This is a genomic window from Shewanella sp. SM32, from assembly GCF_025654235.1.
In the GTDB taxonomy this organism is placed as follows: domain Bacteria; phylum Pseudomonadota; class Gammaproteobacteria; order Enterobacterales; family Shewanellaceae; genus Shewanella; species Shewanella oncorhynchi.
In genome coordinates this window covers 12,199-34,470 of record NZ_JAKKRO010000053.1, presented here as the reverse complement: position 1 = coordinate 34,470, position 22,272 = coordinate 12,199, and the positions used below count along the sequence as shown (strand labels likewise).

The 22,272-nt window shown below is 44.7% G+C and carries 16 protein-coding genes and 2 pseudogenes; 8 read left to right on the top strand and 10 right to left on the bottom strand.

Annotation, left to right across the window (positions count from 1 at the left end; genetic code table 11):
- From arsA to arsC, 3 genes are all read left to right on the top strand, one after another.
- On the top strand, positions 1–1,385 hold a 1,385-nt coding region (gene arsA, locus L5M10_RS18195; protein ID WP_263255698.1), incomplete at its 5' end, for an arsenical pump-driving ATPase.
- 64 nt (positions 1,386–1,449) lie between these two features.
- Entirely contained in the window at positions 1,450–2,733 is a 1,284-nt protein-coding gene (locus L5M10_RS18190; RefSeq protein ID WP_173496147.1) for an arsenic transporter, read from the top strand.
- Between the two features lie 87 nt (positions 2,734–2,820).
- Positions 2,821–3,255, top strand: a complete 435-nt coding sequence (gene arsC, locus L5M10_RS18185; protein ID WP_259482935.1) for a glutaredoxin-dependent arsenate reductase — start codon at positions 2,821–2,823, stop codon at positions 3,253–3,255.
- Positions 3,256–3,368: 113 nt separating this feature from the next.
- Here arsC and L5M10_RS18180 read toward each other — a convergent pair whose 3' ends face one another.
- From L5M10_RS18180 to L5M10_RS18155, 6 genes are read right to left on the bottom strand one after another with little or no spacing between them, the layout of a single operon-like run.
- Positions 3,369–6,443: an efflux RND transporter permease subunit gene (locus L5M10_RS18180; RefSeq protein WP_259482793.1), complete on the bottom strand. Its 3,075-nt coding sequence runs from the start codon at positions 6,441–6,443 to the stop codon at positions 3,369–3,371.
- Positions 6,440–7,564 (bottom strand): efflux RND transporter periplasmic adaptor subunit, encoded by a 1,125-nt coding sequence (locus L5M10_RS18175; RefSeq protein ID WP_259482794.1) that lies wholly within the window; start codon positions 7,562–7,564, stop codon positions 6,440–6,442. Before L5M10_RS18175 ends, L5M10_RS18180 begins: the two co-directional genes overlap by 4 nt.
- A 44-nt stretch (positions 7,565–7,608) precedes the next feature.
- The gene (locus L5M10_RS18170) at positions 7,609–8,307 is read right to left on the bottom strand and encodes an aromatic aminobenezylarsenical efflux permease ArsG family transporter (RefSeq protein ID WP_011717279.1); all 699 of its coding nucleotides are present in this window, start codon (positions 8,305–8,307) and stop codon (positions 7,609–7,611) included.
- Positions 8,300–8,833: a nitrophenyl compound nitroreductase subunit ArsF family protein gene (locus L5M10_RS18165; RefSeq protein WP_259482796.1), complete on the bottom strand. Its 534-nt coding sequence runs from the start codon at positions 8,831–8,833 to the stop codon at positions 8,300–8,302. Before L5M10_RS18165 ends, L5M10_RS18170 begins: the two co-directional genes overlap by 8 nt.
- A gap of 18 nt (positions 8,834–8,851) precedes the next feature.
- On the bottom strand, positions 8,852–9,094 hold the full coding sequence (locus L5M10_RS18160; RefSeq protein ID WP_011717281.1) for a thioredoxin family protein: 243 nt from the start codon (positions 9,092–9,094) through the stop codon (positions 8,852–8,854).
- A gap of 60 nt (positions 9,095–9,154) precedes the next feature.
- Positions 9,155–9,463 carry an ArsR/SmtB family transcription factor gene (locus L5M10_RS18155; protein WP_259482797.1) on the bottom strand — a complete coding sequence of 103 codons (309 nt, stop codon included), beginning with the start codon at positions 9,461–9,463 and terminating at the stop codon, positions 9,155–9,157.
- A gap of 233 nt (positions 9,464–9,696) precedes the next feature.
- Here L5M10_RS18155 and L5M10_RS18150 point away from each other — a divergent pair, with 233 nt between their 5' ends.
- Both L5M10_RS18150 and L5M10_RS18145 read left to right on the top strand, forming a co-directional pair.
- Positions 9,697–10,077 carry a hypothetical protein gene (locus tag L5M10_RS18150; protein WP_259482798.1) on the top strand — a complete coding sequence of 127 codons (381 nt, stop codon included), beginning with the start codon at positions 9,697–9,699 and terminating at the stop codon, positions 10,075–10,077.
- A 519-nt stretch (positions 10,078–10,596) separates the two neighbouring features.
- A complete protein-coding gene (locus L5M10_RS18145; RefSeq protein ID WP_259482799.1) occupies positions 10,597–11,676 on the top strand; it encodes a hypothetical protein in 1,080 nt (359 codons plus the stop codon).
- A 315-nt stretch (positions 11,677–11,991) separates the two neighbouring features.
- Here the strand turns inward: L5M10_RS18145 and tnpA are convergent.
- The 3 genes and pseudogenes from tnpA to L5M10_RS18130 all read right to left on the bottom strand — a co-directional run.
- Positions 11,992–12,417 (bottom strand): annotated as a pseudogene (gene tnpA, locus L5M10_RS18140) (IS200/IS605 family transposase); the annotation flags it as partial.
- 153 nt (positions 12,418–12,570) lie between these two features.
- Positions 12,571–13,947: a PhoH family protein gene (locus L5M10_RS18135; RefSeq protein WP_259482800.1), complete on the bottom strand. Its 1,377-nt coding sequence runs from the start codon at positions 13,945–13,947 to the stop codon at positions 12,571–12,573.
- A gap of 185 nt (positions 13,948–14,132) precedes the next feature.
- Positions 14,133–15,407, bottom strand: a pseudogene (locus L5M10_RS18130) (PhoH family protein); the annotation flags it as partial.
- Between the two features lie 406 nt (positions 15,408–15,813).
- Between L5M10_RS18130 and rapA the strand changes: the two are divergent.
- The gene (gene rapA / locus L5M10_RS18125; protein WP_263255697.1) at positions 15,814–18,720 is read left to right on the top strand and encodes an RNA polymerase-associated protein RapA; all 2,907 of its coding nucleotides are present in this window, start codon (positions 15,814–15,816) and stop codon (positions 18,718–18,720) included.
- Positions 18,721–18,943: 223 nt separating this feature from the next.
- Positions 18,944–19,846 carry an alpha/beta hydrolase family protein gene (locus tag L5M10_RS18120; RefSeq protein WP_263255696.1) on the top strand — a complete coding sequence of 301 codons (903 nt, stop codon included), beginning with the start codon at positions 18,944–18,946 and terminating at the stop codon, positions 19,844–19,846.
- 35 nt (positions 19,847–19,881) lie between these two features.
- On the opposite strand, the gene L5M10_RS18115 is transcribed toward L5M10_RS18120, so the two are convergent.
- Positions 19,882–20,688, bottom strand: coding sequence for a crotonase/enoyl-CoA hydratase family protein (locus L5M10_RS18115; RefSeq protein ID WP_263255695.1), 807 nt, complete (start codon positions 20,686–20,688; stop codon positions 19,882–19,884).
- Between the two features lie 577 nt (positions 20,689–21,265).
- Between L5M10_RS18115 and L5M10_RS18110 the strand changes: the two genes are divergently transcribed.
- Entirely contained in the window at positions 21,266–22,261 is a 996-nt protein-coding gene (locus L5M10_RS18110) for a response regulator (protein ID WP_028759518.1), read from the top strand.
- The last annotated feature ends 11 nt before the right edge of the window (positions 22,262–22,272 follow it).

Below are 22,272 nucleotides of genomic sequence, written 5' to 3'. Positions count from 1 at the left end.
CATCGCTACTGCAAGATTTCGATCATATTATTTTTGATACCGCACCAACGGGGCATACGATTAGGCTGTTACAACTCCCTGGGGCTTGGAGCAGCTTTATCGAGACTAACCCCGAGGGCGCTTCCTGTCTTGGCCCATTAGCGGGCCTCGAAAAACAGGCGGAACGCTACTCGCAAGCATTAGCTGCACTGGCCAATCCCGACAAAACACGCTTGATCTTAGTTGCGCGTCCACAGCAATCCACCCTGATAGAAGTGGAGCGCACTCACCAAGAATTGCGCCAAGTGGGCCTTAAGAATCAATATCTGGTGATTAACGGCGTATTGCCCAAAGGCGCAGCACTCAATGATCCCCTTGCCTCAGCACTCTACCAACGTGAACAAGCGGTGCTCACCAATTTATCCCCCATTCTCACGGCATTACCTCACGAAACGCTGATACTTCAATCGATGAACCTGGTAGGCGTTGCGCCATTACGCCAACTCTTTATGCCTGCAGAAGACATAGATTTACCCGCAATGGATGAGCAAGACCAATGTAAGCAAGACAGTCAGCCCCAAGTGCCAACACTGGATAGTTTAATCAGTGAAATCGCGCAGCAGGACCATGGCCTTATCATGCTCATGGGCAAAGGTGGTGTCGGGAAAACTACGCTGGCCGCCGCCATTGCGGTCAGATTGGCAGAGCTGGGCTTAGATGTGCATTTGACCACATCAGATCCTGCCGCGCATCTAGAACAAACGCTGCATGGTCAATTGGCGAATTTGCAAGTCAGCAGAATCGATCCCGTCGAAGTCACCACTCGCTACCGTGAACAGGTGTTAGCAACGAAGGGCAAAGCGTTAGATACCCAAGGTAAAGCCTTGTTAGAAGAAGACTTACGTTCGCCATGCACTGAAGAAATTGCCGTATTCCAAGCCTTTTCGCGCATTATCCGCGAGGCGGGGAAACGCTTTGTGGTAATGGATACCGCGCCAACGGGGCATACCTTATTGCTGCTTGACGCTACCGGCGCCTACCACCGTGAAGTCGCTAAACGTATGGGAGAAACGACTCACTATTCAACGCCAATGATGCAGTTGCAAGACAAAGAGCGCACTAAAGTATTATTGGTCACTTTGCCCGAAACTACCCCTGTGCTCGAAGCCGCGAATTTGCAGGAAGATTTGCGCCGCGCAGGGATTGAACCTTGGGCATGGCTTATCAATAATAGCCTCGCCGTTGCCAGAACGACCTCGCCATTATTAAAAGTACGTGCTCGCCATGAACTGGTGCAAATAGAGAAAGTGCAACAGGGCTTAGCCTCTCGGTTGGCATTAATCCCATTGCAGCAAGAAGAACCCATTGGTATTACGCGATTAAGCCTACTGGCAAAACAGCATTAATGTATCCTTATGGGCATTATTTTATGGTTACGGGTAGACGGTATCTGCCCTTTTAGGAGCTTGTATGTGGTTAGCTGGGGCAATTTTTGTTCTCACCATCGTGTTAGTAATTTGGCAGCCTAAGGGATTAGGCATAGGTTGGAGTGCCACCTTGGGCGCCGTATTGGCTCTACTACTGGGTGTGGTGCACTTAGGGGATATTCCTGTGGTATGGAATATTGTCTGGAATGCGACCGCCACCTTTATTGCCGTGATCATCATCAGTTTATTATTAGATGAGTCGGGATTTTTCGAATGGGCCGCGCTGCATGTGGCCCGTTGGGGCAAAGGTCGTGGCCGTTTACTCTTTACTTACATAGTGTTACTCGGCGCTACTGTTGCCGCATTGTTTGCCAATGATGGCGCGGCGCTGATCCTCACCCCCATAGTGATTGCTATGTTACTGGCTCTGGGCTTTAGCGCCGGAGCAACCTTAGCCTTTGTAATGGCGGCGGGTTTTATTGCCGATACCGCAAGTTTGCCGTTAATTGTCTCTAACCTAGTCAATATTGTTTCGGCGGACTTCTTCAACATAGGTTTTAACGAATACGCCTCTGTGATGGTGCCCGTCGATATTGCAGCTATTAGTGCCACCTTAGTCATGCTGCATCTGTTTTTCCGCAAAGATATTCCCGCGACCTACGACCTAGAAAAACTACGTGAACCTAAGGCCGCCATTCGCGACCTCAATACCTTTAAAACCGGTTGGGGAGTATTAGTCTTACTCTTGGTGGGTTTTTTTGGCTTAGAACCGCTCGGTGTGCCCGTGAGTTTAGTCGCTGCCGTGGGTGCCCTGATCCTGTTTGTTGTCGCGAAAAAAGGCCATGCCATAGATACCACTAAGGTACTGCGCGGCGCGCCATGGCAGATAGTGATCTTTTCACTCGGCATGTATTTGGTTGTTTATGGTCTTCGCAACGCAGGCTTAACCGATTACCTATCAAGCGTATTAAATAGCTTGGCAGAACAAGGGCTTTGGGCTGCCACTATGGGCACAGGCTTCTTGGTCGCCTTTTTATCCTCCATCATGAACAACATGCCCACAGTGTTAATCGGCGCCCTGTCGATAGACGGTAGCAATGCAACTGGCGTGATTAAAGAGGCCATGATTTACGCGAACGTAATTGGTAGCGATTTAGGTCCCAAAATCACCCCCATCGGCAGTTTAGCAACCCTGCTATGGCTGCATGTGCTGGCGCAGAAAAATATCAATATTACCTGGGGTTATTATTTCCGCGTCGGCATAGTGATGACGCTACCTGTGCTATTTGTCACCCTAGCGGCACTGGCGCTGCGCCTCTCCTTCTAATCTTCGTCCATGGGCACTAGAGCATCTGTTTAGTGCCTATGGATAAATTTATAAGCGATTATTTTTCAGAGACATGTTATGACTAATATGATTGATGACAGCATTAAGATTTACCACAATCCAGCCTGTGGCACATCGCGCAACACTTTAGGCCTTATCCGCAATTCAGGGGTTGAACCGACTATAATCCTCTACCTTGAGACGCCACCGAGCCGACAAACTCTGCTGCAACTGATTGCGGAGATGGGTATTTCGGTACGCAGTTTACTGCGGCAAAATGTTGAGCCCTTTACCGTATTAGGCTTAAGTGAAGATAAGTTTAGCGACAGTGAATTAATCGATTTTATGCTCGAGCACCCCATCCTAATCAATCGTCCCGTCGTCGTTACGCCATTGGGCACCCGCCTGTGTCGCCCCTCAGAACAGGTATTGGATATGTTACCTAATCCCCAACTGGGCGCTTTTACTAAGGAAGACGGTGAAGTGGTTATTGATGCTAATGGACAAAGAGTCGCTCAATAATGTTCCGTGTATAGATTGCGCTTTAAATGGCTCTAGAATCGAAAATGCCTGCAAAACTATCAGCTTTACAGGCATTTTTTACCTAATGAACACATTCATAACCAGACTAAAACTTAAGCAACATCTATGGATGTTGGTTCTGGCGTAGATGCCATAAAAGTATACAAAACAGGCACTAGAAATAGTGCGACAAAAACGTTCAATAACAAGCCTCCGATGGCAGCAGCTGCCATCGGGCGCAATAATTCACCTCCTTCTTCAAATGCAAATGCTAACGGCATAAATCCCAACACTGCGGGTAATACCGTCATCAATCGAGGCCGAAGGCGGCTCAAACCTGCATCGAATGTCGCCTTGAGCAAAGTGATACCCTGCTGTTTTTGACGTTCAGCAGTTTGGATTAGTAGCACCCCATCAATAACATTAGCTGCGAGCACTATCATAGCCGCAATGATCACGGTAGCTCCAAAAGGTTGGCTCGCGAAGAAGAGCCCATATCCAATACCGGTAAGGCAAAAAGGAGCGGCAAATAGGATCACCAAAGGAAGCCGAAGATTATTAAATTGCACCGCTAAGACAATGAAGGAAAAAAATACTGCATAGCCCAGAATACTTTGCACTGTTGTTTGCATTTGCGTCATTTGCAATGCCTTACCGCCTATCGAATAAGTGTATCCCGTAGGCCAAGTTGTCTCTGTAAGAGTATTAGTGACCAACTCTTTTGCTGAGTTAAGATCCGTTGCTGACGGATCACAACGTACAATCACTTGTTTTATCTGGTTTTTTCTAATTATTTCAACAGGACCAGTTGCTGCGGTCACTTTAGCTACGTCTTTAAGGCGCACATAATGACCAGAAGGCGTGGCTATAGAAATATTTTCAACATCAGAGCGCGACCGTAACTGTGACTCAGGCATAATGATTCGGATATCATACAACTCACTCGCCTCTCGATAACGTGTCGGTACACTTCCATTAATGTAGCCGTTAAGAACGTGGGCAATTTCCTTAGTAGATAAGCCATGTTCGGCGGCCAGAGTCCTGTCAATATCAACTTGCCATTCAGGCTTCGAGGAATCAAGCGAGACATAGACATTGGTTAATTCCGGCCTTTCGGCTAATTTTGCCGCCAATTTATTCGCCACATCAAAAAGTGTATCAACTTCTGAGCCATTAATTTCAACTTCAATTTCGGCCTGTCCCACAGAGCGAATACCCCGCATCTTTGCCTGATTGACCGCTAATATCGCCCCCGGAGCTAGCAATTTAGCCACCTTAGGACGTAATTCTTTAATGTATTCCGTAGTAGTGACTTTACGTTCACTGGACGGGACAAGTTCAATATCGACTTCACCTTCATTGCCAATTTTATTGGTATACAGTCCCCTGACCGCCCCCCCTGAAAGTGCAAAAACACTGCTAACTCGCTGATCGCCGATCACTAATGCCTCAACTTGCTGTGCTATGGCATCCATGCGAGCTAAATTCGCCCCCGCAGGCATTCGAATTTTAACGACTATACGACCATCATCAACGGCAGGAAAAAATTCAGACCCTGCGGACTTAAACAGCAACACACCACCGATTGCAACACCAATAAATATAAATATAGTGGTTAACCTAAATTGCAATGCGCTATGCAACAAGGCGCCATAAGCCCAGCGTAAGCCATGGTTAATTTTCTCACTGAAGGCAAATTCGCGTTGATTGGCTTTTAATAACACGCCACCTAGCATGGGTGTCAGTGTGATAGCGGCAAGACCCGCAATGATCATCAAACCAAGAATAACTAGGACTAACTCTTTAAATAGTAAGGTGATTAGCCCTGGCACGAGTAAAAAAGGAACAAACAGCGCTATAAAGGTCACTGTCGCTGCCATAATCGCCCCACCCACTTCCAGTGTTGCCTCCTCGGAGATGGATTGTGGGTTAGCCTTATCATGTAAACTACGCAGCCGGGAAATATTTTCAACCACAATAATTGATGTATCGGGTAGCACCCCAATCGCAACGACAAGGCCACCAAGGGAAAAAATATTGAGTGAAAAGCCTGCGAGGTGCATTAAAAAGAAATTCACCAATAATGCAAATGGCAAGGCTATCGCAATAATTAACACTTGCCTTGAGTTACCTAAAAATACGAATAATACCAGTACAACAAGCGCCATAGCCTCTAAGGCCGTGTTACGAACTCCACGGATAGAATCATTGATATAATCGGCTTGGTTTTCAACTAAAGTGAATTTGATATCCTTAGGAAAAGATGGCGCTAAATCAGCTAAACGGTCCTCAACATTATCTACCGTTGTGACAGTATTAGCGTCGGCTTGTTTAATCACATTAACTTTAACCGCCGGATGACCATTTAAGCGGGTCAGCATACGAATGTCTTCGTGGCTATCTTTAACCTCAGCCACATCCCTAATGCGAACAATACTACCGCTACTATCACGGCTTAATACGAGATCTTGAATAACGGCTAATTGGCTAAACTCACCCATTACCCTCACAATATTCTCACGGTATTTGCCTGTCACTCTCCCGCCTACTCGTTGTAAGTTCTCTGCTGAAAGAACTCGTTCTAACGTGGTAAGGTCTAATCCATGGGCTTCTAGCTTTTCATCATCCACAAAAATACGAATTTCACGCTCAAGACCGCCAGCCACATCAATGGCAGCCACACCACTGGCGGATAAAAGTCGCTGAGTTAACCATGAGTCAATCCAAGTACGTAGCTGAGTCAAATCCATACTTTCCGATTCAAACACCGCTTGTACTATCGGTAATTGTGACGGATCTGCTTTGATGATGACGGGTGCTTCAATATCAACGGGAAGATTTTTGGTTGAACGATTAAATGCCGCTAACGTATCTTGATAAGCAACATCAACATCAACGCCGTAACGGTAATTGACATCCAGTTGGTATAAGCCCTCAATAGCGCTAGATGAAAGATAATCTAGGCCGTCCACGGAGGCCAGTTCACGCTCAATAGGATCGGCTAGATTTTGATCTATATCTTCAGGTGTCGCCCCCTGCCAAATAATCGATAGCTTTATCAGAGGATATTTAACCGAAGGTAAGAAATCGACAGGTAGCATATTCAGATTTAGCGCCCCAAAAATAGCTAAACCGAAAGCCAATACAGCCGTTGAAATTCGACGAGAAATCGCGGCTTTAATGATCATTTTACAACACCCGCGCTATTGTTTTCAGCGGGTTGCTCCAATACTCTTACTGCAGAGCCATTTTTCACCCGTTCAATGCCAGTTAGAACGATCTTCTCGCCTGCTTTCAGTCCCGATAACACTTCAATTTGATCATCCTGCTCTAAACCGGTTTCGACTAATCGTCGAGTGACAATATTATCTGTCACTACAAACACACTTTTGTCTTTTCCTTGCACTTGAAGCGTATCAATCGGTATGACAAGAGTATTTTTGTGCTCCTGCTGTACGACTCGGATCCGCGCAAACATACCAGGAATAAACTTATTTGCAGGTAGCGACGCCTCAAAAAGACGCGTACGTAACTTTCTATCTAAATCGGGATAAGCTCGAATAATCTCTAATTCAAATTCCTGCCCAGCAAGCCCATCAAAAGTCGCTTTAACTTTATGCCCCTTCTTAAGCACTAAAGCTTGGGCTTCTGCGACGCTAAATCGCAATACCAAACTATCTGGATCATACATTTCAACCAAGGGACTACGGGGTATAACGAAATGACCATCTGAAACCAAGACTTTAGATATAATCCCTGACCAAGGCACGGTCACTATGTAATCATTAAGGGCTTGTTTTGCTTGGCTCAATGCCGCCTTCGCTTTTTCTAATGATGATAGTGCTTCGTCTAACTGCTCCTCAGGTAAAGTATGCTGCTTAACTAAAGTTTCAATACGCTTTAAATTTAATACTTGTTTACGTACTTCTTCAGCGGCAGATGTTTGAAGAGAATCAGCCGCATGAGTTCGACCAATGCGTAAAATCTCTTGTCCTAAATTAACAGTATCCCCCTCACGCACCACAAGATTAAGAATCGGACCTTCTGCCGGAGAGGCCAAACTCGCCACTTTTGTTGGCTCAATTGTTCCGGTCAATACAATATACTGGCTAAACGTTTGATTTGTGACTTTAAAAAGGCTAACTGCAGGAGGTAGTTGCGACTTTTTAGACGTTGACTTAGCCATCATCTCTGCCGTTAATTTACTTTCAGCATCTTGTGTTTTTGAGGAAAAATTAAGACCCCAAACTACTATCCCAATTAATAGAATAAAGGTACTTCCAACTATTAACACCAACGTTTTTTTCACAGGAAGGACCTCACAAGATAAGCATTGTTAGGAATAAAATTATGCTAAAACAAAGATGGAACGAAAATATTCACCCAAGCGTAATAGGCGCCAATGATGATAAACACCACGCCAGTGATTTTTCTGGCCCAATGCTCAAACGTCAAAATATGGTTGTAGGCTTTAGCAACACGATGGGCGCTAACGCCAAGCAAAATAGCGAAAACTAAAACCGGCAGCCCAGTCGCTAAACCATAAATCGCTGGCAGTGCAATACTCGATTGTGACTCTAGTGCAAGCGGCAGCAGCGAACCAAAGAAGAGCGCGGCGGAAGTCGGACAAAATGACAGCGCAAATAACACGCCTAGCAGTAAAGCTCCTACATATCCCTGAGGGTTGATTTTAGACTTTAATTTTTCGATTAAGGCACCATCACCCGGTAGACGCAACGTCAATAACTCCAGCAAAAACATCCCCACCAATATCAAAATCGGACCTAATAGTAGGTTCATATATTTCTGAAGCGCGACGGATAATGTCATTGTCGAGAGCAAACTGCCTACCAATATCACACCAATCACCAAATAACTCAGCATGCGCCCTATCGTGTAGGCAAGCCCAGTACCCACTACCCGATAAGGCGATTGTATTCCTTTACTGATATAGGAAATGGCCGCCACATTGGTGGCCAAAGGACAGGGACTTATAGAAGTTAAAATGCCAAACCAAAAGGCCGATAACAGCATGACTGCCCACTCATCCATGGGGGAGCTCCTTGGGAGATGGCGCCGCGAGGGTTTGATTTGCCTGAGTTTGATTAACCATTGCGTTAATCTCTTCAGTCAAATATTGGCTGAATGCCAGCTCGTTGTTGGCAAGCTCCCACACACGGTCTAACCGGCGCCAATCTGTGTCCACGCCATTTTGAGTATTAGCAATCACCACGGTACGAAATACCAACTGATAATCATCGATATAATGCTGGTTTTCAGGCAAATCGACATTCACCAAATTTAACTGCATTTCACCATCGCGCACTTGCTTGAAAAACTGATTCATCACAGTAGACTGAGTGAACTTTTCCATGCGAACACAAGTTGTACAGCGCTGATTACCATGAAAATAATAAACATTCAGCCCATTTTTTAATTGAGGGGACACGCTGGCAGCGATATCCGCATTGTTTGTATTAGCATCGTTTATCGTGCCAAATTGCTGATACCCAACCAACCCTAAGCCTATACAAACCACAGTGAGCAGCAGGTAGCGGACAATTTTTTTAGCGTTCATGCCGACTCCTTTATGCCATTAAGCCGTATGGGATTTAAGCAAGGTCATGATCTCATCGACACTGGCAAGCCGTCCCGTCAGCTTTATTTGCTCGTCGACCACCAACGCCGGTGTCGACATCACGTTGTAGGCCATAATTTTTTCAATATCAGTCACTTTAGTTAGCTGGTAATCAAGATTAAGTGCCTGCGCAGCAGCATTAGTAGCCTCTGCCAATTTTTGACACTTGCTGCAACCCGTACCGAGAATTTTAATTTCCATGATTGATCCTTATTTGGTTACTTTGTTATTTTGCCATTTAACCAAATGATAGGTCTGAAACTACTCAATTAATGCGATCTGCTTCTGAATTTGTAGATCTAATAAACCATCAATGCAATGTAACGATGTCATTAAGCATGGCATGGTGAGACGATAAAAAATCTGCTTACCTCGTTTTTCCATATCCACAATTCCAGCATGGCGCAAAACGGATAAGTGCTTAGAAATTGTCGAAAAATCAACGTCGACGCCCTCAACAAATTCACATACACATTTCTCACCCTGTGTAAGTTGCTCTACCATCCATAATCGCGTTGGATGCCCTAGTGCTTTGAAAATATTGGCTTTTACTATAATTCTTTGTTTCATTTTTATAAATTTCCACGACTGTTCAGCGATTGAATTAGTGGTAAGTATAAAATAATTAGCGCTAAAAAAACGCGGATATATGATGAATACCTGTCTTCAGTGAATAGTCAAATGATCTCAAAGACATGAGACGTTAACAGGTCACAACTAAAAATGTCGAATCATTTTGATTTGACATTAACGTTATTCATCTATACTGAGAATACAGTGGCTGATAATCTTAGGATAGCTAGATGGAAAATATGTCTAATATAGGTCAAGAAGCACTCATTGCTCTGCCGTCGCTGCCTAGTGACAGGCCTCATGAAATCATCCTGTTGGATTCGAAATGGTTAGCGTTTCATCGAGGAATTAATGGTCCAATTACAATAGCAAAAACGAAATTCTCAATTGAAAATGGCTCTTCATGGACTGCTATCATCGTCGATGGTTCAAATACTCTCATTTTGGCCTGCTCAGACGAACTTGGCTCAAATGATTCACCTATCAACCTTATCGAGGTGTTGGGACATCGCCTAGTTGTCATGCCATGGCAATCATTAATTATCCAGCTAGACGAGCCAGCATTAATGCAAGGAACCTGTTTCATTGAAAATACAAAACAGGATCTGTGACATTATGAAGATCCATTGCCATGTTGACTTTACTGGTTTACTTCCTACAGATATACAACAAGACTGCGAGAGAGAATTTCTGATGCAAATGCATCAAACAGACGGAGAACTTTTTACTTGGTCAAAAACTCATTTCAGTACTATTAATCTAAATGCTCCAGGTCCTATATCTCAAGCAGTGTTGCAATATTTTGCAGATTGTGGATGCCCAATATGTGGAATCATGCTTGGGATTAGTTTGTATCCAATTACGTCAGAGATATGGCCAATCCGTTCACCAAGTATGTCATACCAATATTTATTTAACTCCATAGAGACCATTCTGAATATCCGTACCGACAATCGCATACGGGGAATAATTCATCAGTTTGAACAATCCCTCACATTCAAACAGGCTATGCACGTAGCATCCATTTTTATCAATGACCATAGTGTAGTCACTAATTTCTGCCCAGAGGTGATTATGTACGTTCGTAAACAACATGCTGAGCCGACTATATTGCAATGATTAGTGATTACATGTCTGGTGGCGATACCAAATGGCAAATTGTCTGCGATAGGCTAGAGATAGAGCGTTCAGTTTTCCGCTATCAGGCACTGTGCGAATACTTAACCCACAGAATTTCAAAAGCAGTTGGGTTAAAAACGTACTTGAACTGCATATCCAGCAGACTGATTTGTGACGTCATACAGCTATTAACTGGTGAGCAACTCACTGCATCAAATTTATGCACCTATAAACAACAGGGGGTTGACATTGTTGGGGGAGTTGCCAAAAAACTATCTCTCCCAGTCGTAAATGGAATCAATTGTAAGGTTAAACTGACTGAAAATAGCGAATTAGTGATATATCCAACGCCCGGAGCTCCTTCTCAGGCATTAAGAACCCTCATGGAACACCGTGGGATCTCTGTCCGCGATATTTTGTATCAAAAGTGGAACACAAATGGCGATTATCAAGTGGGCGATAAACGAAACTGGCCCTCTCCCAAACTATTAAATTTATTAAGTCAATATCCTAGCCTTATTATTCAGGCTCCGGTGTCACACGATACTCCTGTTCGTCATGGTCGATTACTCAAATACCTAGGCCGAACATTATCATCATTGCAACCTAATGCTATCAATCAGTCTGCATTAGAATTAATCATTCATGAATTTTGTCTGCAGGATTTGAAGAGCCCTCGACAAATTCGAGCATGGTTACCGTCTGTAGCTTTCATTAAAAACATTCAATATGTCGAGAAGTTAACCTCAGAGATACGCCAAAGCCCCTATTTTTACATCAAAAATGTTTATCCACATAAAATCGCCAAAATCGGCAGTGCGGACCGCAGTAACTATCGTGTAAAAGCCGACGACTTAGGAGTGATTGTTACTCTGAACTCTCGGCCTGAAACTGGTGACGCACTGCGGGTTGAATCGATTGTAAGACGTGAACTAGCGAAATTTCACATTTATCCAATTGACGGCAAAAAGGACCACTATGCAATGCAACTAATTGAACTTGCACCACTGGTGTTAAATATTTTAGCCAATAAAAAATCACTTCATCCATTACTAAACAGCATTACAGCCACATGCCTTCCAAGTCAGTAAAATGTTGCAGAATCATAGGTAAGAGTAATTAAGGGGTGTCGACAAAGTGTAATTGGCCGACTCGCGGATTGCATCTTTGATAGCTCTTGCCTCATTCCTGTTTTTGAATATTTTACTGAAATGACACAGAATTATGAACAGCCTCGATAACGCTAAATCGAAATATGTTGAATCTAGCGATAATTCGAATAGTTAAGAAGTTATCAAGTGAGTGTTAGTCTGCTTATCAGTTTTTCAAATCTTTTAATTCAGTAAAGAATCCGCCTTCTTAGAAGGCGGCTTTGACTTGCCTCTGGAAGGGGCTATTCCAAGAACCTACATCATCTGCAACGACAATTGAGCCTCATGTTCCTGATCTTGTTTATCTTGATGGCGCACATATCGTCTAATGATTTCTTCATTAACACCTACTGTATCTACAAAATAACCTCTGGCCCAAAAGCTATTGCCCCATAGCTTTTTACGTACATGGGGGAATTTATTGAATAGCCTTATCGCACTTCTTCCTTTCAATACTCCCATCAGCGTTGATACTGACAGCTTCGGCGGGATTATCACTACCAAGTGAACGTGGTCTATCTGAACGTTTAATTCTAAAACCTCACAACCCTTCATATTGCAAAAGATATAAATTGACCTGTATAACTCCTTACCAAGGTTTCCTTTTAACATTTTAAAACGGTACTTAGGAGTCAAAACTATATGATATTTGCAACACCAATAAACATGTGATGAACTTCTTTAATCGCCCATGCTTTTCGTTTCCTCTTACTTGTGGTGAATAAGAAGTCTCTTTTAGCATGGGCGTAATGCAGGCTATAGCCTCAAGGAACAATAACCACCGCCAGAGGCGGTAGTTTGGGGATGACAATAAAATTATTGATAATAACCCTACTAAAAATTTTTTTCAGTAAATTCAGCAAGAGAACTACGCTCCACTTCATCAAAAATTAGCACTGAACCTTTTTCATAATTTCGATATACGCACACTGCAGCACTGGCACCACTTGAAGCTACCGAGACAAACTTATCATCTATCTGCGCAAGGTTAGCAAGCACTACCGTACGACAATTCTTACCTCCGCGAGATAACATACCTTTCATCTGTGCGCGAGTCATATTTTGAGCTTCATCGATAATCAAAAATGCATCATCTAGAGAACGACCTCTAAAATATGCCATGGAGGTGAATTCGATGTTAGCCTTTTCAATTATGTGCTCAATAGTAGAATAAGTGTTAAGTTCATTGCTGTCATCACTGTGCATTGAGATTAACGCGTCAGTAATCCCTGCTAAAAGTGGCATAGATTTTTCTTTTAGATCTCCAGGTAAAAAACCTGGATCTTCATCCATAAAATCTCTACTCCTGACAACAACTATTTTCTTATATTTTTTCTCTTCAAGCACCTGATGAAGTGCAGCAGCTACTGCAAGGAAAGTCTTACCACTCCCAGCAGGTCCAAGTAGAATATTTAAATCATAATATGGATCAGTAAGCTGATGTAAAGCTATTGCTTGTCGAGGATTTTTAGGCAACACTCCCCAGACTTTCTTTAGTTTACGCGGAAGTAGTTTTGTGTAAACGTAATCAGCTGTAACTTCTGAAATTAATCCGATGTGTTCAGCTGCATCGTACCAGTACATATTAACCTGTACATCGTTGTTAAATAAACTCTTATCTAAGCGATACACATCACCTGATAACTTAAAGTCACTGTCACTTTTCAGTCTTGTAAATAAATCACCTTCAAATGCCTGAACACCGCTATACAGCAAATCAATATCCGCAATTGAATTGTCGACAGAAACATCTTCAGCTCGAATACCAACGGTACGAGCCTTAAGACGCATATTAATATCACGAGTAACAATCGACACTGATTGAGCAAGTTTCTTTTGCAATTGGTATGCGAAATTTATTATACGGTTGTCAGCTTCACTACCGATTCCATGCCGAAGCGACTGCTCTATTTCTATGTTTGTATCAATACCTATAAACAATTTTCCCCTTCTTCCATTTTCGCTTGTGGGAAGAGGGATGCCATTCTCCAACTGCTCTGTTTCATGTCCACTAACGAGATCTTCAAGCATTCGAATACATACACGAGCATCTGCACTTACAGATTTGTCCCGACGCTCTTTCAAATTATCGAGCTCTTCTAGAACAGTAAGACAAATGTAAATATCATCTTCATAAGATAAAAGCGATTTGGGATCATGTACTAGAGCAGATGTATCTAGAACGCGTGGAATATTTGTCCGTGTAATCATTACGCCACCTCTGCTAGTTTCATTGCATTAGAAGATGCATATGTTCTCTTGGGTAACAAATGCAGAATACTACGAGTATTTTTACTAGGTTTTTTTGAGAATTTAGACAACATTCCTGTTACCACCACTCTAGACCAGTAAACTCGCCGCAGTAACAATAATTGAAATAAAATAAGAATGGGGTAGGCGGTTAAGTAGTTAGAGTCGATTTGCGCTAAGTTACCGCAACAAATCAGTTTTGTGCCTTCGCCCATACGGGTGATCATAGTTTTGATCTGCGAGGCCGTGAGGTTTTGGCATTCATCTAATAGCACTATAGAGTTTTGGATCGACCGCCCGCGCATAAAGTTTATCGACTTAAACTGAATGTTAGCCTTCTCCATGATGTAGTTCATGCTACCCGTGGGATTCACATCATTCTTATGCAGCACTTCGAGCGTATCGGTAATCGCGGCCAGCCACGGCATCATCTTCTCCTCTTCCGTGCCGGGCAAGAAGCCTATAGATTCGGCGATTTCAGGGGTGTTTCGGGTGACAATCACTTTGTCGTAGCGATTACGCTCGACCACCAGTTCCAACGCCGCCGCCATGGCGAGCAAGGTTTTACCGCAACCCGCAGGGCCGGTTAAGATAACCAGATCGATATCGGGATCGAGCAGCGCCTGCAATGCCATGCCTTGATAGACGTTTTTAGGTTTAACACCCCATGCCTCGAGGTTTTTCACCCGCTCACGGCCTAAATCTAAAATATGTAAATGGGTGTCTGTGCGCTCGATAACACGACCGCAAAAATCAGACTCTGTGTCGATAAGATATTGGTTGATATAAAAATTATCATTTTCGAGGTCTTTGAGCGGTACTTCATGCACTGTATGTCTACCGTGGCGCTCGGTGGAGACCTTGTTCAAGTGCTCCCAAAAATTACCTTCAAACTGGTAAAAGCCTTTACTGAGGAAGCGGATATCATCAATCAACTGGTCAGTTCGATAATCCTCAACCAATTGAATACCCGCACCTTTGGCTTTAAGGCGCATATTGATATCTTTGGTGACTAAGACAACGGTACGGGGATGATGTAGGTTTTGTAGATGTAGCGCGGTATTGATAATGCGATTGTCGTTTCCATCTCCTGGCAGTGCGCCTAAGGTAAAATCGACAAGGTGATCAGGGAAAATTGAGAGCGAACCGACGGCATCGGCATGACCCTCTCGGCTGGGTAAAGGGACGCCATTGATAATCTGCTCAGGGGTAGTTTCACCGCCTAGGGTATCTTCCAATGCCCTGATAGCAACCCGAGCATCACGACTCACATCACTCTTTCGATCTTTAATCTGGTCCAACTCTTCTAGCACTGTCATCGGAATGACCACATCGTGCTCTTTAAACGAATAGATCGCCAAAGGTTCATGTAGTAACACATTGGTATCCAGTACAAACAACTTTCTGTCGTCTTGTTCCATGGCGCCTCCAGAGTGCTTCATTAAAGTTTAAACACACTTTTGAGTCTCAATAAAAGTTACACGGCTCCTATTACTGGCTAAGCATATGGCAAAGAATGATCATAAGGTTCAAGTTGATAGCACTTTACTCGCACTTAAACCATAAGTTGATATTGGCACCAAACTCACAAGATAACAATACAGCAACCATTGTTTACCTTACAGACTCGAAGCAGTGTATAACCGCGGATGTGACATTAGCGTGACAGTTTCATGTACTGGCATGACAATTTTGTCGCTTGTACAATTTGTAATCTAGCACTCTGGGAATTAGGCTCTAACGGGTGAGAGGGCGATTTAAATATCACGAGTATTGGTATAACATACGCGCCCTTTGTTAGAGTCCGCCTAGAAATGAGAATTTAAGATGCCGTTCGCCTTAGGTCAACGTTGGATAAGTGATACCGAGTCAGAGCTTGGTTTAGGAACTGTGGTTCAAGTAGAAGGCCGTATGGTCACTGTATTATTCCCTGCCACGGGTGAGAACCGCATGTTCTCCCGAGCAGAAGCCCCTCTGACACGCGTTATATACAATCCCGGCGATTCGGTTGAAAGCCATGAAGGCTGGAGCCTTGCGGTCAGTGAATTGACCGAGAAAGACGGGATAGTGATCTATCACGGCATTCACAGTGAGACAGGCGAGCAAGCTACACTGCGTGAAACCCTGCTGAACCACAATATTCGTTTCAACAAACCCCAAGACCGTTTATTTGCTGGCCAAATCGATCGCCTCGACCGTTTTGGTGTGCGTTATCAATGCCAAATGTTGCGCCACAAACTGGCCTCATCGGATTTGCTGGGTCTGCAAGGTCCACGTGTTGGACTTATTCCGCATCAAATGTGGATTGCCCATGAAGTCGGCCGTCGCTATGCGCCGCGGGTATTACTGGCCGATGAAGTGGGTTTAGGTAAAACCATTGAAGCAGGTCTGATTATTCACCAACAACTGCTGACCGGCCGCGCCGAACGCATTCTGATTATCGTGCCCGATACTCTGCGCCATCAGTGGTTAGTGGAAATGCTGCGCCGCTTTAATCTGCGTTTTTCGGTATTCGATGAAGACCGTTGTGTAGAAGCCTATGCCGATCACGACAATCCTTTCTACACAGAACAGTTAGTGATTTGTTCACTCGAATTACTGCGTAAGAAAAAACGTCTTGATCAAGCCCTAGATGCCGATTGGGATCTGTTAGTGGTTGACGAAGCGCACCACTTAGAATGGACTGAAGAAGCGCCAAGCCGCGCCTATCAAGTGGTTGAAGCATTAAGCGAAGTCATCCCTGGCGTTTTGCTGTTAACCGCAACACCCGATCAACTCGGCCATGAGAGTCACTTCGCCCGTTTGCGTCTGCTCGATCCGGATCGTTTCTACGATTACGATGCTTTCTTAGCTGAAGAAGACAGTTATAAAGACGTCGCCATTGCCGCCGAAGCCTTGGCTGGTAACGCTAAATTACCCGATGCCGCCATCAACAGCTTGACCGAATTACTGGGCGAGAAAGATATCAGCCCAAGTATTCGTTTAATCCAAGCCGACGGTATTGATGCCGAAGTACAACAGGCCGCCCGTAGCGAATTACTGCAAGAATTACTTGACCGTCACGGTACTGGCCGCGTGTTATACCGAAACAGCCGCGCCTCGGTAAAAGGCTTTCCAAAGCGTTTCTTTAACGCTTATCCCCATGCCATGCCAGATCAATATCAAACTGCCGCACGCGTCAGCGGTATGATGGGCGGACACAAGTCATTAGAGGCGAAAGCGGCGCAAGCCCTGAGCCCTGAAAAACTGTATCAAGAATTTGAAGATAACAGCGCCAGTTGGTGGAAGTTCGATCCCCGTGTGGATTGGTTAATTGAGTTCTTAAAATCCCACCGCAGCAAAAAAGTGCTGATCATCGCCAGCCAAGCAGAAACCGCCCTGAGCTTAGAAGAAGCCCTGCGTACCCGCGAAGGGATTCAAGCAACGGTATTCCACGAAGGCATGTCGATTATCGAGCGCGATAAAGCCGGCGCTTACTTTGCCCAAGAGGAAGGCGGCGCACAGGCGCTGATCTGTTCTGAAATTGGCTCTGAAGGCCGTAACTTCCAGTTTGCCAGCCACTTAGTGCTGTTCGATCTGCCGCTAAACCCCGATCTATTGGAACAGCGAATCGGTCGTTTAGACCGTATCGGCCAGAAAAATGATATCCAAATTCACTTGCCATACCTTGAAGATACCGCCCAAGAACGTTTGATGCAGTGGTATCACCAAGGGCTAAATGCCTTTGAACTCACTTGCCCTAGTGGCCATGTGCTTTACAGTGAATTTGCCGAAGATCTGCTAAACGTGCTTGTGGGTGACGACAGCGACGAGCTGACAAACCTGCTCAATCACACCCAGAGCCGTTATAAAGAACTCAAGCACGCCATGGAGCAAGGCCGCGACAAGCTGCTGGAAATCAACTCACACGGCGGCGAGAAGGCAATGGCTATCGTCCAGCGCCTCGCCCAGAATGATGGTGATACCCATTTGATCGGTTCAGTGATCCGTCTGTGGGATATTATCGGTGTTGATCAAGAAGATAAGGGTGAAAACTCGATTATTCTGCGCCCGAGTGAGCACATGATGTTCCCAACTTATCCTGGCTTGCCAGAAGATGGCGTAACAGTGACCTTTGATCGTGACACAGCGTTATCACGCGATGATATTGCGCTGATCACCCAAGAACATCCGCTGGTGCAAACAGGGCTCGATCTGATCACAGGTTCTGAAACTGGCACCACCAGCGTCGCAATTCTAAAGAATAAAGCCCTGCCAGCAGGCACCTTATTCTTAGAACTCATCTACATGGCCGATGCTTCTGCACCTAAGTCGAGCCAGTTGTACCGTTATTTACCGCCTACCCCCATTCGTGTGTTGCTGGATAAAAACGGTAACGACCTGTCGGCTAAAGTGGATTACGCCAGTTTCGATAAGCAATTAAGCGCGGTGAATCGTCACATTGGCGGCAAGTTAGTCACGGCATCTCAGCCTATTTTGCATCCGTTATTTGCTAAGGGTGAAGAATATGCTCAAGTGGTTGTCGATGAAATGGTCGCCCAAGCCAGAGAGAAAATGACTCAGCAACTGAGCGCAGAGCTTGATCGTTTAGAGTCACTTAAGGCTGTGAACCCCAATATCCGTGAGGAAGAATTGGAATACCTGCGTAATCAGATGCAAGAGTTAAACACTTATCTGGATGCCAGCCAGTTACAACTCGATGCGATCCGTATGGTGCTCGTTAGCCACGTATAGACCCAAGCGGAACAGCAGGTTTCAATCAATTAGCCCAGCCTCAGCGTTGGGCTTTTTTATGCCCTGTGGCTTTCGATTCCAAGTGGCCTCTTATCACAAGTGGCTTTTTATACTAAATGACAGGTGCAATTCTTTGGCGAGGAAAATTCACTTTTTGGTAATTGTTCAGGTTATACTCAAACACTGATGAATTTATGAGACTACACAGGTGGTTATCAATTCTATGCCGCGAATTCTTTCACACCTCTTTTGCCTCATTCTCGGCATCACAACCATCGCTACCTACGCGGCAGACACTACAACAACTCCGCCAACATCTGCGCCAGCCGAAATCAGTGCCAAAAAGTCGAATAACAGCTATCTACCCACAAATGAAATTAAACAAATCACGATTGATAATCAGCCCTACGATTTGTTAGTGCGACCATGGGAAGGTAAAAAGAAACTTGGTGCGGCGATAATCCTGCCTGCCACAAATGGTACCGCAGACGCGCCTGGATTGATGGCATTTGTACGCCGCAATATCAATCCTGCTGGTTGGGCCAGCTTAAGTTTAACTCCGCCAACTGAAATGCCCGCAGCTAACTTTGCTACTGCCGCCACTGAAGTGACCTCGCCTGGCGCCGCGCAATTAAGCTCACCGTCCAACAAACCAAGCCCTAAAATCAAGCCCGAAGATAACAGCAAGCACCAGCAAGAGCAGGAAGATTTTCTCGTCAAAAGCATGTCGCAGTTAGATGCCATCGGTGCTGATTATGCGGGAAAACGTATTTTGATCACCGCAGACCAAAGTGCAGGATTATTAATTAACCTATTAAGCCAGAAGAAGATTGCCGATCCTGATGTGCTGATCGTCATCAATCCCTATCGAGAAGACGAACAGCGTAATCAAGCACTCGCGGAGCAACTGGCAAAACTTACGCTGCCCATTTTAGATATTCAATCACCAGACGGTCACCCAGCCTCATTAGAAACAGCCGACAATCGCAAAAAACTCGCGGTGACCTTAGAAAGCCCTAACTATCGCCAAACTACCCTAGCGCTCAATTTAGATAACGAGAGCGCATGGCAGAATTGCTTAAATGCGATCAAAGGCTTTTCTGCCCGAATGAGCGGCGCGCAGTAAAAACGGCGATTCAAGCTAATTCAGACAAAATAGCATTACCAACCCGATTGACGATCCCGATAGGGTTTCTGCGGATCTTTCAGCTGACGCGTCGCCGCTATCTTGCTATTTTTGCCTAACAATAACCGAATCTGACTAATAGACTCGCGGCACAGCAGACTACGGATAGAAGCAGTCCAACTGCGATTAATGCTAAGTTTGATGGCCGCTGCCGCATCCGGTGAGGTTTGCATCAGTTGCCGCGCCAATTTCTCAGCGGCTTCCATCGGCGTCTCACTCACTTGTGTCACGAGTCCTAAAGCTAGCGCTTCATGACTATCAAGCACTTTTGCCGTCAGGCTAAGTAACATGGCTTGATCCTTAGGCATAATTTGCCTTAATGCGACTAAACCCGCCATATCCGGCACAAGTCCCCATTTCGCTTCCATGATAGATAACTTACTGTCGTGGCTAGCAATACGCACATCTGCGCCTAAAGCGATCTGCATACCGCCGCCATAGCAACAGCCCTCAAGCACGGCAATCACTGGCACAGGCAAGGTTTGCCAACCTAGTGACACCCGCTGTGCCAAATTCGCATTCCCCGGTAAGCCCTTAAACAGTAACTTAACTGCCTGCATCGGTGCCGACATGACGCTTTTAACATCGAGCCCAGAGCTAAAATGCCCACCCGCTCCCGAGAGGATCACGGCTCGCACCGCACGATTGGATTTAATACTTTTAATCGCGCAGTCAAGCTCACTAAACATTAAATAGTTAATAGCATTCATTTTTTCAGGACGATTAAGCAACACGTAGGCGATGCCATCATCGATTTTAACTTGTACACTTTGGCCACTCATGAAATATTCCGTTACTGGTCAGTCCAGAATAAATGTTAACACGTTTGGCATAATTCACTAAAAGATATAACATGAGCCTGTTTTTTGACTTAAGTCAAAATATTGCCAATTCCATCATGGATTGAAGGTAACTTATGTTAGGCTGTCATCACTACGTGCAGTAATCCTAATGTATTTTTCGATTAGATAGCCTTAGCAAGCTCAATAATTAAGCGTATTTAACCGCTAGCTATTTAACTGCTAGCTATTTAACTGCTAAAAATCGACACCAGTATCGCAATGCTACCTGCAGCGAAGGATGATTGGGCAGCAATATATGGATTCTATAGTCCTTTTTTAGTCACTATATCCTTGTTATTTACTAAACATTAGCCAGTTCGATTTAAGATTCAGCATGATTTGATTCAACAATGATTCAAATTTTAATGTCATCAGAAAATATAAATTTATCAATGATATCTATAAGTTACATATAAAAGATATTAATCAGACTTGCCCGAAGAACGCAATTCGTCAGTCAGACCTAAAAAATAAGTGTTATCTTCAATAAATGGGCAAATAAGGATCACTAGTCAGCATGTCAATATCTGTACTCATCTGTGACGATTCCGCCATGGCACGTAAGCAAATGGCCCGCACACTTCCCAAAGAGTGGGATGTGGAAATAACTTATGCGACCAATGGTGCCGAAGGCCTTGATGCCATCCGCGCAGGAAAAGGCGAAGTGGTGTTTCTCGATCTCAACATGCCTGTCATGGACGGTTATGAAGTACTGCAAACCGTACAGCAACAGGACTTACCCGCGCTGATTATTGTGGTATCCGGCGATATTCAAATCAAAGCTCACGAGCGAGTTAAAGCCTTGGGTGCGTTAGATTTTATTCAAAAACCGGTGAGCGCCGATGCCATCAGCAACATTTTGCAAGATTACGGCATCTTAACGCTGACGCAGAAAGATCTCACCGACGAAGTCCCGATGATCAAAGTCGACATGCGCGACGCTTGCCAAGAAATAGCCAACGTTGCCATGGGACGCGCCGCCGATCTATTAGCTAAGTTACTCGATGTATTCGTGTTACTACCTATCCCTAATGTGAACGTGCTTGAAGTCAGTGAGTTAACCATGGCGCTCAAAGCCACGGAAGAAAGCTCAACTGTATCAGCGCTCTGCCAAGGTTTTATCGGGGCGGGTATTGCGGGAGAAGCTCTGCTCTTGTTCCATGATTCCAGCTTTAAAGACATGGCCAAGCTGATGGGATTAGCTAATCCAGAAGACAAAAATACTGAGATAGAAGTCCTGATCGATACTGGAAACGTGCTGATAGGCGCTTTCCTTAACGGCATTTCTGAACAGCTCGATATGAAATTTAGTCAGGCTCACCCTGTCGTGCTGGGACGGCACTGCACGGTTAACGATCTGATCCATGATAATTCAGAGAAATGGCACCGAACTTTGGCAATGGAGATCAACTATCGGATTGAAGATCATAATATTCAATGCGATTTGCTACTGCTCTTCACCGAGGATTCTATCCCCACACTTAGCTATAAACTCGGCTATTTACTCGATTAACCAGTTGGATT